The 15850-nt window shown below is 61.1% G+C and carries 16 protein-coding genes, 1 tRNA gene, 2 pseudogenes and 1 other annotated feature; of the genes and pseudogenes, 10 read left to right on the plus strand and 9 right to left on the minus strand.

The window, feature by feature from the left end:
• Nucleotides 1-116, minus strand: a sequence feature (AL1L pseudoknot). This feature is flagged as partial in the annotation.
• Nucleotides 1-397, minus strand: a pseudogene (locus M3149_RS04700) (transposase); the annotation flags it as partial. Its footprint overlaps the feature before it by 116 nt.
• Nucleotides 398-1024: 627 nt before the next feature.
• Here M3149_RS04700 and urtA point away from each other — a divergent pair.
• The 10 genes from urtA to M3149_RS04750 all read left to right on the plus strand — a co-directional run bounded on the left by urtA (nucleotide 1025) and on the right by M3149_RS04750 (nucleotide 11238).
• Nucleotides 1025-2209 (plus strand): urea ABC transporter substrate-binding protein, encoded by a 1185-nt coding sequence (gene urtA, locus M3149_RS04705; RefSeq protein WP_251708180.1) that lies wholly within the window; start codon nucleotides 1025-1027, stop codon nucleotides 2207-2209.
• A 67-nt stretch (nucleotides 2210-2276) separates the two neighbouring features.
• Nucleotides 2277-3179 (plus strand): urea ABC transporter permease subunit UrtB, encoded by a 903-nt coding sequence (urtB, locus tag M3149_RS04710; RefSeq protein ID WP_251708181.1) that lies wholly within the window; start codon nucleotides 2277-2279, stop codon nucleotides 3177-3179.
• Nucleotides 3180-3181: 2 nt separating this feature from the next.
• Entirely contained in the window at nucleotides 3182-4225 is a 1044-nt protein-coding gene (gene urtC / locus M3149_RS04715; RefSeq protein ID WP_251708182.1) for an urea ABC transporter permease subunit UrtC, read from the plus strand.
• A 44-nt stretch (nucleotides 4226-4269) separates the two neighbouring features.
• Nucleotides 4270-5022, plus strand: coding sequence for an urea ABC transporter ATP-binding protein UrtD (urtD, locus tag M3149_RS04720; protein ID WP_251708373.1), 753 nt, complete (start codon nucleotides 4270-4272; stop codon nucleotides 5020-5022).
• Nucleotides 5023-5033: 11 nt separating this feature from the next.
• Nucleotides 5034-5723 carry an urea ABC transporter ATP-binding subunit UrtE gene (gene urtE, locus M3149_RS04725; protein ID WP_251708183.1) on the plus strand — a complete coding sequence of 230 codons (690 nt, stop codon included), beginning with the start codon at nucleotides 5034-5036 and terminating at the stop codon, nucleotides 5721-5723.
• 23 nt (nucleotides 5724-5746) lie between these two features.
• Nucleotides 5747-6784 carry an aliphatic amidase gene (locus tag M3149_RS04730; RefSeq protein WP_251708184.1) on the plus strand — a complete coding sequence of 346 codons (1038 nt, stop codon included), beginning with the start codon at nucleotides 5747-5749 and terminating at the stop codon, nucleotides 6782-6784.
• 43 nt (nucleotides 6785-6827) lie between these two features.
• The gene (locus tag M3149_RS04735; RefSeq protein WP_251708185.1) at nucleotides 6828-7634 is read left to right on the plus strand and encodes a CbbQ/NirQ/NorQ/GpvN family protein; all 807 of its coding nucleotides are present in this window, start codon (nucleotides 6828-6830) and stop codon (nucleotides 7632-7634) included.
• Nucleotides 7631-9313, plus strand: a complete 1683-nt coding sequence (locus tag M3149_RS04740) for a nitric oxide reductase activation protein NorD (RefSeq protein ID WP_251708186.1) — start codon at nucleotides 7631-7633, stop codon at nucleotides 9311-9313. The genes M3149_RS04735 and M3149_RS04740 overlap by 4 nt, the downstream gene beginning before the upstream one ends.
• Before the next feature lie 117 nt (nucleotides 9314-9430).
• Nucleotides 9431-10585: a transporter substrate-binding domain-containing protein gene (locus M3149_RS04745; RefSeq protein WP_251708374.1), complete on the plus strand. Its 1155-nt coding sequence runs from the start codon at nucleotides 9431-9433 to the stop codon at nucleotides 10583-10585.
• Nucleotides 10585-11238, plus strand: coding sequence for an ANTAR domain-containing response regulator (locus tag M3149_RS04750; protein WP_251708187.1), 654 nt, complete (start codon nucleotides 10585-10587; stop codon nucleotides 11236-11238). Before M3149_RS04745 ends, M3149_RS04750 begins: the two co-directional genes overlap by 1 nt.
• A gap of 257 nt (nucleotides 11239-11495) precedes the next feature.
• Here M3149_RS04750 and M3149_RS04760 read toward each other — a convergent pair.
• From M3149_RS04760 to rpmJ, 8 genes and pseudogenes are all read right to left on the minus strand, one after another.
• Nucleotides 11496-11807 (minus strand): annotated as a pseudogene (locus M3149_RS04760) (IS21 family transposase); the annotation flags it as partial.
• Between the two features lie 647 nt (nucleotides 11808-12454).
• Nucleotides 12455-12531 (minus strand) — tRNA-Met (locus tag M3149_RS04765).
• A 17-nt stretch (nucleotides 12532-12548) separates the two neighbouring features.
• On the minus strand, nucleotides 12549-12944 hold the full coding sequence (rplQ, locus tag M3149_RS04770) for a 50S ribosomal protein L17 (protein WP_251708188.1): 396 nt from the start codon (nucleotides 12942-12944) through the stop codon (nucleotides 12549-12551).
• Nucleotides 12945-13033: 89 nt separating this feature from the next.
• Nucleotides 13034-14017: a DNA-directed RNA polymerase subunit alpha gene (locus M3149_RS04775; RefSeq protein ID WP_251708189.1), complete on the minus strand. Its 984-nt coding sequence runs from the start codon at nucleotides 14015-14017 to the stop codon at nucleotides 13034-13036.
• A 103-nt stretch (nucleotides 14018-14120) separates the two neighbouring features.
• Nucleotides 14121-14744 (minus strand): 30S ribosomal protein S4, encoded by a 624-nt coding sequence (gene rpsD / locus M3149_RS04780; protein ID WP_251708190.1) that lies wholly within the window; start codon nucleotides 14742-14744, stop codon nucleotides 14121-14123.
• A 165-nt stretch (nucleotides 14745-14909) separates the two neighbouring features.
• Nucleotides 14910-15314 carry a 30S ribosomal protein S11 gene (gene rpsK, locus M3149_RS04785; protein WP_251708191.1) on the minus strand — a complete coding sequence of 135 codons (405 nt, stop codon included), beginning with the start codon at nucleotides 15312-15314 and terminating at the stop codon, nucleotides 14910-14912.
• An 18-nt stretch (nucleotides 15315-15332) separates the two neighbouring features.
• Complete coding sequence (gene rpsM / locus M3149_RS04790; protein ID WP_251708192.1) at nucleotides 15333-15698, minus strand: 30S ribosomal protein S13; 366 nt, start codon at nucleotides 15696-15698, stop codon at nucleotides 15333-15335.
• Nucleotides 15699-15720: 22 nt separating this feature from the next.
• Complete coding sequence (gene rpmJ / locus M3149_RS04795; protein ID WP_084236402.1) at nucleotides 15721-15834, minus strand: 50S ribosomal protein L36; 114 nt, start codon at nucleotides 15832-15834, stop codon at nucleotides 15721-15723.
• Nucleotides 15835-15850 lie beyond the last annotated feature (16 nt).

Raw genomic sequence — 15850 nt, forward strand, 5'->3', positions numbered from 1 at the left:
GGGGCGATCTGCAGCACCTTGCAGATCGACTCGACCCCGTAGGCCTGTCGATGCTGATCGATGAAGCCCTTCAGGACTTCAGACGGCGGTCGAGCTCCGCCTGGGCGAAAAACGCGCTGGCCAGCTTGAGGATCTCGTTGGCCTTGCGCAGCTCCTTGTTCTCGCGCTCGAGCTCCTTCAGCCGCTGCAATTCGTTGGTGGTGATGCCCTCGCGCGCACCCGAGTCGATCTCGGCGCGCTTGACCCACTCGTTGAGGGTCTGCGGCACGCAGCCGATCTTGGCTGCAATCGATTCAATGGCCGCCCACAGCGAGGGGTACTCGCCCCGATGCTCCTGCACCATGCGCACCGCGCGCTCGCGCACTTCGGGTGAGAACTTGTTCGACTTCTTGTTCATGGCTCAATCCTCTCAGAGAAAAGAGCCTCCTCAAATCCCGGGGCGGTTCAGACTTCCGCCGAAGCGGGCGATTGCGAGAGGTAAAGGCATGTTTTCGCCCCATGGTGGATCGATCGCTCAGGCAGCAGTTGTACGACCTTACTGAGAACAGCAACTTTTTGAGCATGCACTTGCCGAACTCCTTGCACGCGTTCGGGTTGCGGCGCTTCGACTGGCGGCCCTGCCACGACCAGCCGGCCCCCCGGCAAGGATCCGGCAACTGTCGGCCTCCCGCCCGCGAATATCACTGTCATGAGGTTCTTGTCTAGCTAGTGCATCACCTATGGCAGGGTGACGTTCATGGGCTGAGTATTCGGTTTGACAAGAAGTTGTCGCCCATCATTCGACATCGACTGCCAGTGCTGCCAGTCAGATGTCGGGCAAGAAAGCCCGAATCGGTCCACGACTGGTTCGGGCTTTTTTGTTTTCCGGCTCCACCCCAACGCTCAGGCGAGCCGCTGTGCTCACCTGCAGGCGGAGCCGTGTCCGACTCAGCTTCGGGAGGTGATGTGGTCGGCTGCTTGTTGGTCGATCTCCCCATGGAGATCGCCGGTAGTCCATCCGTAAACCACCGCTAGGAGCTTGACCATGACAGAGATGAATCGGCGTGACGTCATCAAATCCACAGGATCCATGCTGATCCTGGGCGCCACCTCAGGAGTGCACGGCCTGGCCAGTGCTCAGGAAACTGTGAAGCTGGGCTTACTGCACTCGCTCTCCGGCACGATCGCGATCGCCGAGGCGTCGTTGGTCGACGCAGAAAAGATGGCCATTGACGAGATCAACGCCGCCGGGGGCGTGATGGGCCGGAAGATCGAAGCAGTGATCGAAGATGGCGCCAGCGATAACGCTGTGTTCGCCGAGAAGGCCCGCAAGCTGCTGGAGCGCGACAAGGTCGCGGCCATCGTCGGCTGCTACACCTCGGCCTCCCGCAAGGCCGTGCTGCCGGCACTCGGCCGTGCCAAGGGTCTGCTGTACTACCCGACCTATTACGAGGGTCAGGAGCAGGACAAGCAGGTGTTCTACCCCTCCCAGGAGGCCACCCAGTCGGTGATTGCAGCGGTGGAATGGCTTGCCAAGGAAAAAGGCAAGACCTTCTTCCTGGTGGGCTCCGATTACATCTATCCGCGCACCTGCAACAAGATCGCCAAACCGACCATCGTGAAGGCTGGCGGCAAGGTGCTTGGTGAAGAGTACGCCCCTCTGGGCCACACCGAGTTCTCCTCCATCATCAACAAGATCAAGGCAGCCAAACCAGACTGCATATACAGCACGGTGGTGGGCGGCTCCAACGTGGCCTTCTACAAGCAGTTGCGCGCAGCAGGCCTGGATGGCACCAAGCAGGTTCTGCTGTCGACCGTCGTTTCCGAGAACGAGGTCGAGGGCATCGGCAAGGACAACGCTGCCGGGTACTACGCCTGCATGGGGTACTTCCAGAGCATCAAGTCTCCCGTCAACGAGAAGTTCGTCAAGGCGTTCAAGGCCAAGTACGGCCAAGACCGTGTCATCGGTGACCCGATGCAGGTCGCGTACAACAGCGTATACCTGTGGAAGATGGCCGTGGAGAAGGCCAAGTCTTTCGATGTCGACAAGGTGATCGCTGCATCCGGTGGCCTGGAGCTGCAGGCGCCTGAGGGCACGGTTCGCATGGACGCGACCAACCATCACGTCTGGAAGAAGGTCCGCATCGGGCGTGCGCGCCCCGACGGCCAGTTCGATATCGTCTGGGAAGCGCCTTCCCTGATCGAGCCCAACCCGTTCCCCAAGATCTAACGACGACTGTGGTTATGCCGACTGTCCGTTGGGCAGTCGGCCGGTTCAACGACTTGGGAGCCTGGTGATGGGTTTCGACATCGCGGTAATGCAGGTGTTCAACGGCGTGAGCCTGTTCAGCATCCTGCTGTTGATGGCTATCGGCCTGGCCATCGTCTTTGGCCTGATGGGCGTCATCAATATGGCGCACGGGGAGCTGATGGCGCTAGGGGCCTACATGACCTACTTGGCCTCGCTGGGTTTTGAGCGCTGGGCGCCTCAGTGGATGGATATCTACCTGTTCGTGGCTATCCCATTCGCCTTCCTGGTCACATTTGCATTCGGCTATGTACTGGAGCGTGGATTCATCCGCTTCTTCTACAACCGGCCGCTGGACACGCTGCTGGCCACCTGGGGTTTGAGCCTCATCCTGCAGCAGTCCTACCGGAGCGTGTTCGGTGCCCAGGAGGTCAGCGTGCCGCTGCCCACCTGGCTGGCCGGAGCCTGGGAGCCCTCCGAGGGCATCCAGCTGCCCATCAACCGCATCTTCATCGTTGGGCTCACGGTGGCCGTGGCCGTGGCGGTGTACCTCCTCCTGTACCGAACGCGCTGGGGTCTGAAGGTAAGGGCCGTCACGCAGAACCGCTCGATTGCCGGTGCGGTGGGCATCAATACGCACCGCGTGGACGCATTGACGTTCGCACTGGGGTCCGGCCTGGCAGGTATTGCCGGCTGCGTGTTCACCATGATCGGATCCACCAACCCCGGAACCGGCCAACTCTACATCGTCGACTCCTTCATCGTGGTCGTCTTCGGGGGTGTGCAGAGCCTGCTGGGCACCGCCCTGTCTGCGCTCTCGATTGCGCAGGGCCAGACCTGGCTGGAGTTCCTGATGAGCGGCTCAATGGCCAAGGCCACCATCTTGGTGCTGGTCATCGTGGTCCTGTACTTCCGTCCCAACGGCCTATTCGCCGTGCGCTCCAGGAGCTGAGCATGTCCACCCACCACCGTTCCGACCTGGTCCGCTACGCCGCGATCCTGGCGCTGTTGGCCGTGGCACTGCCGCTGCTGCTGGATCCGTTCCGCCTCAATCTGATCGGCAAGTACCTGGCGCTGGCATTCGTTGCCATCGGGATTGTGCTGACTTGGGGTTACGGCGGCATCCTCAGCCTGGGGCAGGGCGTCTTCTTCGGTCTTGGCGGCTACATGATGGCCATGTTCCTCAAGCTGGAGGCATCGGCGCCCGAGCTGCCCGATTTCATGGTGTGGAGCAGCGTCGAGTCACTTCCGCTGTGGTGGCTGCCCTTCAAGTCCTTCGGGATCACGGTCCTGGCGATCCTGGTGATTCCGGCAGCACTGGCATACCTGTTCTCCTACGCCATCTTCCGCAGGCGCGTCAGCGGCGTGTACTTCGCCATCGTGACCTTGTCCCTGGCCCTGACCCTCACGGTGGTCGTGGTCGGTCAGCAGGGTGACACCGGTGGCGCCAACGGCATCACCGATTTCCGCACGATCATGGGCATGGACATCCTGTCCGACAGTTCGCTGCGATGGCTGTACTTTATCCAGGTGGCGTTCCTTGCGGTGGCCATGGCGTTGGCACTGCTGGTGGTGCGCAGCCGCTTCGGAAAGATCCTGATCGCCATCCGCGACCGTGAGGACCGTGTCCGGTTCTCCGGCTATGACACCGCCCACATGAAGGCCTTCGTATTTGCCTGTGGTGCCGTACTGGCCTCGGTGGGCGGCGCCTTCTTCACCCTGCAGACCGGGCTGATATCTCCCAGCGTGATTGGCGTGGTCGCTTCAGTCGAAATGGTGATCTATGCGGCAGTGGGCGGGCGGCTCTCCATCCCTGGCGCTGTTGTCGGAGCACTGCTCATCGGCTTCCTGAAGTCCTATCTCTCGGAGACGTTCCCGGAGATCTGGCTGTATTTCCTTGGTGCCATCTTCATCTTGGTCGTCTGGGTGATGCCCAACGGTTTGGCTGGTTTGAAGGCCCAGTGGCAAGCCCGCAAGGCGGTGGAGAGCGCGCCATGACCGCGAGTCTTGCCGTGTCCTCCATGAAACATCCCATCTCCACCATGCTCTCGTCCCAGCGCTCCAACCAGGTCCTTCAGGTTGAGAACCTGACTGTCTCCTTCGATGGTTTCAAGGCGGTTGACAACCTGAGCCTGCAGGTCGAACGCAATGAGCTGAGGGTCATCATCGGACCTAATGGAGCAGGTAAGACCACCTTGCTCGACATGATCTGCGGGAAGACCCGACCCACGTCCGGTAGGGTGTTATTCGAAGGTCAGGACCTGACTCGCATGAACGAGCACCGCATCGTTCGCACCGGTGTGGGCCGCAAGTTTCAGACACCTTCCGTATATGAAGACCTCACTGTCTTCGAGAACCTGGAGATCTCCTTCCCTCGGATGCATGGGCTGTTCCAGTCGCTCACCTTCAAGCGCACACCGAGCATCATCCAGCGGATTCAGGAGATGGCCGAGCAGATCTTCCTCGTCGATAGGCTGGGTCATCGGGCTGGGCAGCTCAGCCACGGCCAGAAGCAGTGGCTGGAGATCGGTATGTTGCTCATGCAAGAGCCCAAGCTGCTGCTGCTGGATGAACCCGTCGCCGGGATGAGCCCCCGGGAGCGTGAGCAGACCGGCGATCTGCTGAGTCGTCTGGCAGCCGGCCGCTCGGTAGTCGTGATCGAGCATGACATGGACTTCGTGAAACGAATTGCCCACAAGGTCACGGTGCTGCACCAGGGAAAGCTGCTCAGCGAAGGCTCGGCTGCCGAAGTTCAAGTCGATCCTCGCGTCATCGACGTATACCTGGGTCATTGAGGAGCTCGACCATGTTGCAAGTCTCCTCACTCAATGTGTCGTACGGTGAATCACGGGTGATTCACGATGTATCGCTAACCGTCAAGCCACGGGAGTCCGTGGCGATCATGGGGCGCAACGGCATGGGAAAGACCACCTTGCTGAAGTCCTTGATCGGACTATTGCCGGCCCGCTCTGGGGACATACAGATGGAAGGTACTTCCATCGCCGCAATGCCGAGCTACCGCCGAGTCCAGCATGGACTTGCCTTCGTTCCCCAGGGGCGGATGGTGTTTCCGTTCCTGACGGTTGAGCAGAACATCCTTTCAGGCGCCGAACACTCGGGGCACCGAACGGTGCCGGAATACCTGTACCAGTTCTTCCCGGTGCTCAAGGAGATGAAGCACCGCAAGGCCGGCAACCTTTCCGGTGGACAGCAGCAGATGCTGGCTATTGCTCGAGCGCTGATCTCAGAGCCCAGATTACTGATCCTTGATGAGCCCACTGAAGGTATCCAGCCTTCGATCATCAAGGAGATCGCCCACACCTTGAACGTGCTGCGTCACGAACGCGGTTTCTCCGTGATCGTGTCGGAGCAAGTACTCAGTTTCGCCCTCGACCTTGCTGACCGATTCATGGTCATCGACCGCGGGCGCATCGTGCACGAAGAACTGCGTGCCCATCTTGACCAGGACAAGGTCAAGTCTTTCCTCACTGTCTGACCACCAACCCCAAGGAGAACCTCATGCGACATGGTGACATTTCCAGCAGCAACGATTGCGTCGGCGTGGCCGTCGTCAACTACAAGATGCCCCGCCTGCACACCAAGGCCGAGGTCCTGGAGAACGCCCGCAAGATCGGTGACATGCTGGTGGGCATGAAGAAGGGTCTGCCCGGTATGGATCTGGTGATCTTCCCCGAGTACTCGACTCACGGAATCATGTACGACTCCAAGGAGATGTACGAGACCGCCTCGACCGTGCCAGGCGAAGAGACGGCGATCTTTGCCGATGCCTGCCGGCGGGCGAATGTTTGGGGCGTCTTCTCGCTCACCGGCGAGCGTCACGAGGAGCACCCTAACAAGGCGCCTTACAACACCCTCATCCTGATGAACAACCAGGGCGAGATCGTGCAGAAGTACCGCAAGATCATGCCGTGGGTGCCCATCGAGGGCTGGTATCCGGGTGACTGCACCTACGTGAGCGAAGGCCCCAAGGGCATGAAGATCAGCCTGATCATCTGTGATGACGGCAACTATCCCGAGATCTGGCGTGACTGCGCCATGCGCGGCGCCGAGCTGATCGTGCGTTGCCAGGGCTACATGTACCCAGCCAAGGAGCAGCAGATCATGGTGGCCAAGACCATGGCATTCATGAACAACTCCTATGTGGCGGTGGCCAATGCCACGGGATTTGATGGGGTCTATTCCTACTTCGGTCACTCGGCGCTCATCGGCTTTGACGGCCGCACCCTGGGCGAGTGCGGTGAAGAAGAAATGGGCATCCAGTACGCAGAACTCTCTAAGAGTCTCATTCGCGATGCCCGCAAGAACGGTCAGTCCCAGAACCACCTCTTCAAGCTGGTTCACCGCGGCTACACCGGGCTGATCAATTCCGGCGACGGCGACAAAGGCGTAGCAGCCTGTCCCTACAACTTCTATGCCAACTGGGTCAACGATCCTGAGGGCACCCGCGAGATGGTGGAGTCATTCACTCGCTCGACTGTCGGCACCGCAGAGTGCCCGATGGAGGGCATTCCTAACGAGACGACCAAGCACCGCTGAGGGCTGGGCCCCCTTGATTCGACCGACCGTATCTGAGGCCTTCATGAGTCAACCACTGGACGATCACCTTATCCGGCAAGAGCCCTTCTATCAATCTGCCGGTAACGAGGTGGAGTGCTACGAGAGGGCCTATCGCCACCGGATGCCCCTCATGCTCAAGGGACCGACTGGCTGCGGGAAGACCCGATTTGTCGAGTACATGGCCTGGAAGCTGGGCAAGCCCTTGGTGACGCTGGCCTGCAACGAAGACATGACGGCATCGGATCTGGTCGGTCGGTTCTTGCTGGATGCTGATGGCACCGCCTGGCATGACGGACCGCTCACCATGGCGGTCCGTCACGGAGGCATCTGCTATCTCGATGAGGTGGTCGAAGCCAGGCAGGACACCACCGTGGTGATTCATCCGCTGACCGATGCCCGGCGCATCCTGCCGCTGGACAAGAAAGGGGAGGTCATCCAGGCCCACCCCGACTTCCAGCTGGTGGTGTCGTACAACCCTGGCTATCAGAGCAGTGCTAAGGACATGAAGGCCTCGACCCGGCAACGCTTCTCGGCACTCGAGTTCGACTATCCGCCGATGGAGACAGAGGCGCTCATCGTGGCCCGCGAGGCCGACGTTGCTATCGATCTGGCGTTGCAGCTGGTGAAAATCGCTCACTGCACCCGTACGCTCAAGCAGCGCGGTCTGGATGAGGGCGCATCGACCCGGATGCTGATTTATGCAGGCACCTTGGTCCGGGATGGCCTTTCGCCCACCCAGGCATGCGAAATGACGCTGGTACAGGCCTTGACCGATGACCCGGACATGGCACAAGCGATTCGGGACTTTGTGCAGGCGCAGTTCGGATGAAGACGGACGACCGATCGTCCGGCGATGGCCTTGATGGGCTGCAGCGCAGCCTCTGTGGTCTGGCGACGGGCTTACTGGGTCGGCCCCTGGCAGTTGCCGCTGCAGACGCCAGCGCGCCCGGCTTGCGCTCCATCATCACATCGCAACACCTGCTGCTGGGCCGGTCGTTGCCTGAGGCCGGAGGCCCGCTTGGATCGGCCTGCGCAGCCGCGGTTGCCCATGCGGTTGCTCATCTGTTGTTCTCTCCGTTGGCTCAGCCAGCCAGATTGCTCAAGCCGATGAGTCAGGCGGTGGTGTCAGCCCTGGAGGACGCGCGGGTCGAGCAACTGCTGGCACGACGCTTCCCAGGTGTTCGGCGCTGGTTTTCCATCCACCGAGCACCGTTACCGCAGCCGGGTAACTTCAGCTTTGAAGCCCTCATTACCCGACTCGACTGGGTGCTGGCCGAGCCGCACCACGAGGACGACAACTACTGGGTCAACAAGGCCAGGCGGTTGTTCCTTGAGGCCAACGAGCAGCATGGGCTGGAAGATCCAGCCGCGTTCCGTGCAGTGGCGTCGATCCTGGCCAATGACCTGGGGCAGATGCGAGTGCGATTTGACCCCCAGCACTATGTGGTGCCGTCCGCATACCGTGACGACAACAGTGTTCTATGGACATTCGATCGGCAGGAAGAAGAGCAGGAGCAGACGCTATCGGTTTCGCAGGCAGCCAGGGCATTGCCTAGCGTGGACCGTGTTCCACAAAGTGCTGAAGGTCCGTCATCCATCCAGGAAGAAATCGAGCTTGGGCGTTACTCCCATCCGGAGTGGCACCATCGGTTGGCCCTGTGGCGCCGTGACTGGTGCACCGTAGTGGAGAAGCTGCCTGCGGCGTCGCTGGCTGGCGCAGCCTCTAGCCATCGGGCTTGGTGGTCGCGTGAAGCGCCTCTGTCGATCCAACGGCTCAGGCGTCTGAGCCGCCGGCAACGGCTCAGGCGCCAGTGGGAAGGAGACGACATCGACCTCAATGCCGCTATTGATGTGATGGTCGACAGAAGGGCGTTGCTCCAGCCCGAGCCTCGGCTTTTCATGCGCCCGGGTCGTGAGAGCACGACGTCGAGCATTCTGATCCTGCTGGACCTCTCGGAATCCACCAATGACCTCTCGACGGTGACCGGGCGATCCCTGTTGGATCTGGAAAAACAGGCTGCGTGGATGCTCGCCCAGGCCACCGGCCACACGGCTGACCGGATTGCCATCCATGGATTCCTGTCCAACACCCGATCGGAGGTGAGTTACTACCGGCTGCTGGACTGGGATCAGCCGGTCGATGAGCTGGCCTGCAGCCGGGTGATGTCGGTGAGTGCGCGTCACTCCACGCGTCTGGGTGCAGCGCTTCGGCAGGCCACCACTCACCTGCAGGTCGAGTCGGGCCGCTACCGCGGCATCCTGGTCGTCACCGATGGGGAGCCTGCCGATGTCGATGTCTTCGAGCCGGATTACCTGGTCGAGGACGCACGAATGGCGGTTCAGCAGGCCCAACGCCTGGGTATTCGAACCTTCTGCCTCGCCGTCGATCCCAAGGCCGATCGCTACGTCCGGCGCATCTTTGGCTGGCGCGACTACGGAATCGCCGATGACCCGCACCAGCTTCCAGTACAGTTACAGCGAGCCTACGTCAGGCTGGCCGCTGGATGACAACTGTCTTCCATCAACCACCTGACGATTGACCCAGCGCATGCCTTTGAATCGATCCACGCTCCATCAGCCAGCTGTCTTCAGCTGTCTCCCGCTGTCTTCATGTCCGAGGTCCGCATGATTGAGCGAGATCCGGTACGTGTGGGTGTGCTTTTCTCCGAAACTGGGGTGACCTCCACTATCGGGTTGTCCCAGCTGCATGGTGCCTTGCTGGCCATCGATGAGATCAATGAGGCGGGCGGTATCCATGGCCGGGAGTTGGTGCCGGTCCAGTACGACCCCCAATCCAATCCGCTGCGCTATGCACAGCTGGCCGAGCAGCTGATCCTGCACGACAAGGTCAATGTGATCTTTGGTTGCTACATGTCTAGCAGCCGTAAGGCCGTCATTCCCATCATCGAGAAGTGGAACAAGCTTCTGTTCTACCCCACCTTGTACGAGGGATTTGAGTACTCGGCCAACGTGATTTACACCGGGGCGGCCCCCAACCAGAACAGCGTGCAGCTCGCCGAGTTCATGACCGCCAACTTCGGCGCACGGGTCTACCTGATTGGCTCGGATTACATCTATCCCTACGAATCCAACCGGATCATGGGTGAGTTGGTGCTGCAGCGTCAGGGCAGCGAAAAACTAGCCGAGCGTTATGTGGCGCTGGATGCGACCGAGAAGGACTTCGCTGAGATCATGGTCGACATTCGCCAGAAGCGACCTGACTTCATCTTCTCCACGGTGGTGGGCGACTCGACGGCAGCGCTCTATCGCGCATACGCCGACGCCGGATTCGACCCCAAGGTGATGCCCATAGGCAGCCTCACCACGTCGGAGGCTGAGGTCTCTCAGATGGAGCGGGGCCTGGCAACAGGACACTACACATCGGCGCCGTATTTCCAGTCGATCGATTCGGCTGCGAACCAGCGTTGTCTGAACAACCTGCGTCGGCGGTTTGGGGAGTGTTGTGTTCCCAATCTCTGCTGGGAGGCGTCGTATTTTCAGATGCACATTTTTGCCAACGCGATACGTCAATCAGGGAGTGACGAGATCTCTGAGCTGATGCCTCACGTGCTGGGCAGCGAATTCGACGCTCCGCAAGGTCGGGTGAAGATCGATCCTACGAATCATCACACTTGTCTCTACCCTCGAATCGGCAGAGTCAATCCTGAGGGGCAGTTCACCATCGTTCGACAAGCCCGGCGATCGGTGTATCCCGATCCCTACCTGGTCACCCATTCGCTGGGCGATTGGGCAGCTCGGCTGGATGCTCTGGAGTACTGATGGCAGACCGTCCGGAGCACCGACCACCGCTGCGGGCTACTCCGCAGCAGCTCAAGGAGCTTCGCACGCTGACGGTCGCGGTCATTCACCCGGACGATGCCGACGGCAAACAGCTCACCCAGCAGCTACAGCGTATTGGCTGCAAAGTGCAGGCCTTCTGGCCGCCTGCCCAGTCGGTCGGCAAGGATGTCGATGTCGTGTTTGTTGCAGTGCGGCCTGACATCCTCAACCTCAACATGGACTGGGCCCATGCGGAAGATGCGCCTACCGTGATAGCTGTAGTGAACTACGAGAATCCCACCATCGTCGAAGTGGTGCTCGGTCTGCAGGCCAAGGCCGTCCTGCCCTCGCCAGTTCGTTCCTTCGGGCTGCTGTCCACGCTAGTCCTGGCCCGCGAAAGCCACAAGGTGGCCAGGACTTTGGCCCGTCGCCTAAAGAAGGTGGAGGCCAAGCTGCTGGGCGTCAGGCACATTGCAGATGCCAAGGCCATCCTCATGAAGACGCACCAGGTGTCAGAGACAGAGGCGTATGACTTGATCCGGGATCAGGCGATGACCAAGCGCACAACCACCGAGGAGGTAGCCATGGCGATCGTCGAGGCGCACGAGCTGCTCTCTCTGGCGGTGTCGCCGAAGCCGCGACCAGGCGGCTGAATCCTCGCAGCGTCCAGTCCGCATCGGTCTAGGGCCTGTTAACACATCCTCAGCCCATCAGCGACGAGCACGAAGCTGATGAAGCCCAGGAACATGAGGTCGAGCTTCTCGAACCGCGAGAAGATACGGCGATAGCCTTTGAGCCGACGGAACAAGCGCTCGACCTCATTGCGACGCTTGTACATCTCGCGGTCGTACTCCCAAGGTTCGATCCGCGTCTTCATTGGCGGTACCACCGGAATGAAACCCAGATCCAGTGCCAGCTGCCGTGTCTCGTTGCCTTCGTACGCACCTAGGGCCTGCAGATCAGCGCACATCTGCTTGAGGGTGCGCCGCTGCTTGCGCGAGCGTGTGGACTCGGTCTTGAGCCAGGCGGCCAGCTTGGCGGCAAAAGGGTCGAGCTTGCTCACGCTGCGCCGCCCGGCGTACCGGGGCTCGACCGTCTCGGCGCGAAGGTACTTGCGGATCGTGTTGCGAGACAGGCCGCTGCGGCGGGAGATCTCGCGGATGGACAACTGCTCTCGCAGCGCCCACCGCCTGATGACACTCAGTGTTGCCACGTCTATCACTCCTCATCTCCTGCTGCACACAAAAGCAGCAGGCTAGGGTTAGTACGTGGGTCAGTTCTGGATGGAAATCCCCTGACTTACTGGGTCACTTCTGGGTGGAAATCAACAGCGAGATCTCGCGGTTCAGGGCCATTGCGGTCGGAACGTGAGGCCGATGGCTGGAGCCATTACTCATGTGGCGAGCAGCTCAGGTACTTCCCGTCGGCGGTGCCCGAGTGTCGGCATTGCGTCGGGACTTTGAACGACTCTTTATGGCCGATTGCGGAAGTCTAGCCATCGCCGAGCCAACGGCGAGCAGGCGATCTAGCGGTATCGAGGATGAACGACCGCAACGTGGCGTAGAGCGAACATCCAGCGCTGCAGGTCGACCGGCCGCAACCGCTGCATAGCCGCCCCTATGGGGTACTCAGGCACAGCAGCAAGGCAAGCCTGACATGCCTCTGCTCCCTAACGCCCCCTTCTAGTACCTGGGGAGAAGTCCATCAACCGGTGTGGTGGCTAGATCGCGTCAGATGCCCAACGGTCGCAAGGCCCGAGGTCTCAATCTGTGAGGGCTACAGATGGGCTATGAATGGGCTACAGATGGGCTAAAACAAAAAGGCCCTCGTTTCCGAGGGCCTCATTGACAAGCAAGTGCTTGATTTTGTTGGTTGCGGAGGCAAGATTTGAACTTGCGACCTTTGGGTTATGAGCCCAACGAGCTACCAGGCTGCTCCACTCCGCGTCAAGCCTTAAATTATATCACGCTTTGTCTGCTTCACCGGCCTCGGCCGCCGGCTCGGCGCGGTCGACCAGCTCGACCAGAGCCATGGGGGCGTTGTCGCCCACGCGGAAGCCCATCTTCAGGATGCGGGTGTAGCCACCCGGTCGCGCCTTGAAGCGCGGGCCCAGTTCGTCGAACAGCTTGACCACCACATCGCGGTCGCGCAGGCGGTTGAATGCCAGGCGGCGGTTGGCCACGGTGGCTTCCTTGGCCAGGGTGATCATGGGTTCGACGACGCGGCGCAATTCCTTGGCTTTGGGCAGCGTGGTCTTGATGACTTCGTGCGTGAGCAGCGAGTTCATCATGTTGCGCAGCATCGCCTGGCGGTGCTCGCTGGTGCGGTTGAGTTTGCGAAGTCCGTGTCCGTGACGCATGGTGTTTCCTTTCCGTCTTTTGCCGCCGGCCGGATCAGGTACCGGCGGTTCGTCATGGTCTGGCCCGAAGGCTCAGGGTTGAAAAACGATCAGTGCTTGTCGAGGCCAGCGGGCGGCCAGTTCTCGAGCTTCATGCCCAGCGTGAGACCACGCGAGGCCAGCACTTCCTTGATTTCGTTGAGCGACTTGCGGCCCAGGTTCGGGGTCTTGAGCAGCTCGTTCTCGGTGCGCTGGATCAGATCACCGATGTAGTAGATGTTCTCGGCCTTGAGGCAGTTGGCCGAGCGCACGGTGAGCTCGAGCTCATCGACCGGGCGCAGCAGGATCGGATCAAACTGCTGCGAGCTGCGCTGTTGCGGCGCTTCAGCGAACAGTTCGGCGCCTTCGAGTTGCGCGAACACGGCCAGTTGCTCGACCAGGATCTTGGCAGAGGCGCGAACGGCCTCTTCCGGACCGATCGAACCGTTGGTTTCGATCTCGAGAACCAGCTTGTCGAGGTCGGTGCGCTGCTCGACGCGGGCGCTCTCGACTGTGTAGCTCACGCGCTTGACGGGCGAGAACGAGGCGTCGAGAACGATGCGGCCGATGGAGCGACCGGCGTCGTCGCCGCGGCGCAGGGTGCCGGGCACGTAACCGCGCCCTTTCTCGACCTTGATCTGCATGTCCAGCTTGGCGCCGGCAGACAGCGTGGCGATGACGTGACCCGGATTGACGATCTCGACGTCATGCGGCGTCTGGATGTCGGCCGCGGTCACGACGCCTTCGCCATCCTTGCGCAGGCTGAGCGTGACTTCATCGCGGTTGTGGAGCTTGAACACCACGCCCTTGAGGTTGAGCAACAGGTTGACGACGTCTTCCTGCACGCCATCGATGGAGGAGTACTCGTGCACCACACCGGCGATCGTCACTTCGGTTGGCGCGTGGCCCACCATGGACGACAGCAGCACGCGGCGCAGCGCATTGCCCAGGGTGTGTCCGTAGCCGCGCTCGAAGGGTTCGAGGGTGACCTTGGCGCGATTGGTCGAGATTTGCTCGACGTTGATGGACTTGGGCTTGAGCAGATTGTTGAGCATTCAGACTTCCTTCAGGACCCTCGGCTCGTTACACCGATAAGGCAGACGGAGCATGGAATGACCCGGCCATCGCGGCGCGTGCCGCGGCGACCGGGGACGAGGATTAACGCGAATACAGTTCGACGATGAGCGACTCGTTGATGTCCGAGCCAAACTCGTCGCGGTCCGGGGTCTTCTTGAAGACGCCTTCGGCCTTGTCGACCGAGACCTCGACCCAGCCGGGGAAGCCGATCTGCTTGGCCAGTTCGAGCGCTTCGATCACGCGGGCCTGCTTCTTCGACTTCTCACGCACGGCAACCACGTCGCCGGCCTTGACCAGGAAGGACGGAATGTTGACCGGTTGACCGTTCACCGTGATGGCCTTGTGCGAAACCATCTGGCGCGCTTCGGCGCGGGTGGAAGCAAAGCCCATGCGGAAGACAACGTTGTCCAGACGCGATTCCAGCAGGAACAGCAGGTTGGCGCCGGTGTTGCCGCGGCGGCGATCGGCCTCGGCGAAGTAGCGGCGGAACTGGCGCTCCAGCACGCCATAAGTGCGCTTGACCTTCTGCTTCTCGCGCAGCTGCACGCCGAAGTCAGAGGTGCGCTGGCCCGAGGTACGACCGTGCTGGCCGGGCTTGGAGTCGAACTTGGCCTTGTCGCTGATGGAGCGGCGCGCGCTCTTGAGCAACAGGTCGCTGGCTTCGCGACGGGAGAGTTTGGCCTTGGGGCCGAGATAACGTGCCACGTTGGTGTCCTTGTGATGTCTGCCGCAGCCGGTTTGCTGCGGGAGCCACCCGCGATGGCGGGGGCGGTGGGCTTAGCAAAAATGCCACCGAAGCAACAACGCTGCGGTGGCGGCTCGAAAAACCCGGCATTCTACCGCGAACGCGGCGAACCTCCGGGTTGATGATCAGATGCGGCGGCGCTTCTGCGGACGGCAGCCGTTGTGCGGCACCGGCGTCACGTCGGAGATCGACGTGATGCGGATGCCCAGGGCACCCAGGGCACGCACCGACGACTCACGACCCGGGCCGGGGCCCTTGATTTCGACGTCCAGGTTCTTGATGCCTTGCTCGATGGCGGCGCGGCCGGCCACTTCGGAGGCCACCTGGGCGGCGAACGGGGTCGATTTGCGCGAACCCTTGAAGCCCTGCCCACCCGACGAAGCCCACGACAGCGCGTTGCCCTGGCGATCGGTGATGGTGATGATGGTGTTGTTGAACGACGCGTGCACGTGCGCAATGCCGTCCGCAATGTTCTTGCGGACCTTCTTGCGAACGCGGGCAGCGGCGCTGCTGGCGGGAGACTTGGCCATGGTTTTCCTTCGAACCGATTACTTCTTCAGCGACTGAGCAGCCTTGCGCGGGCCCTTGCGGGTGCGGGCATTGGTCTTCGTGCGCTGACCGCGCACGGGCAGGCCGCGGCGATGACGGAAACCGCGGTAGCAGCCGATGTCCATCAAACGCTTGATGTTCATCGTGGTCTCGCGGCGCAGATCACCTTCGATCGTGAAGGTGTTGACCTGGTCACGCACCTTCTCGAGCTCGGCGTCGCTCAGATCCTTGATCTTCTTGCTGTAAGCAATGCCGCAAGCGTCGCAGATCTGGCGAGCGCGGGTGCGGCCGATCCCGAAGATGGCGGTCAGACCGATCTCGGCGTGCTTGTGCGGCGGAATGTTGATGCCTGCAATACGGGCCATGTGAATCCTCTTACGAAATCGATCAGCCTTGACGCTGCTTGTGGCGGGGATCGGTGCAGATCACGCGCACGATGCCGTGGCGCTTGATGATCTTGCAGTTGCGGCACATCTTCTTCACAGAAGCCGAAACTCTCATTTGTCTTCTCCTAGAA

Origin of the sequence: Hydrogenophaga intermedia (assembly GCF_023715105.1) — a bacterium.
Taxonomy (GTDB): domain Bacteria; phylum Pseudomonadota; class Gammaproteobacteria; order Burkholderiales; family Burkholderiaceae_C; genus Hydrogenophaga; species Hydrogenophaga intermedia_A.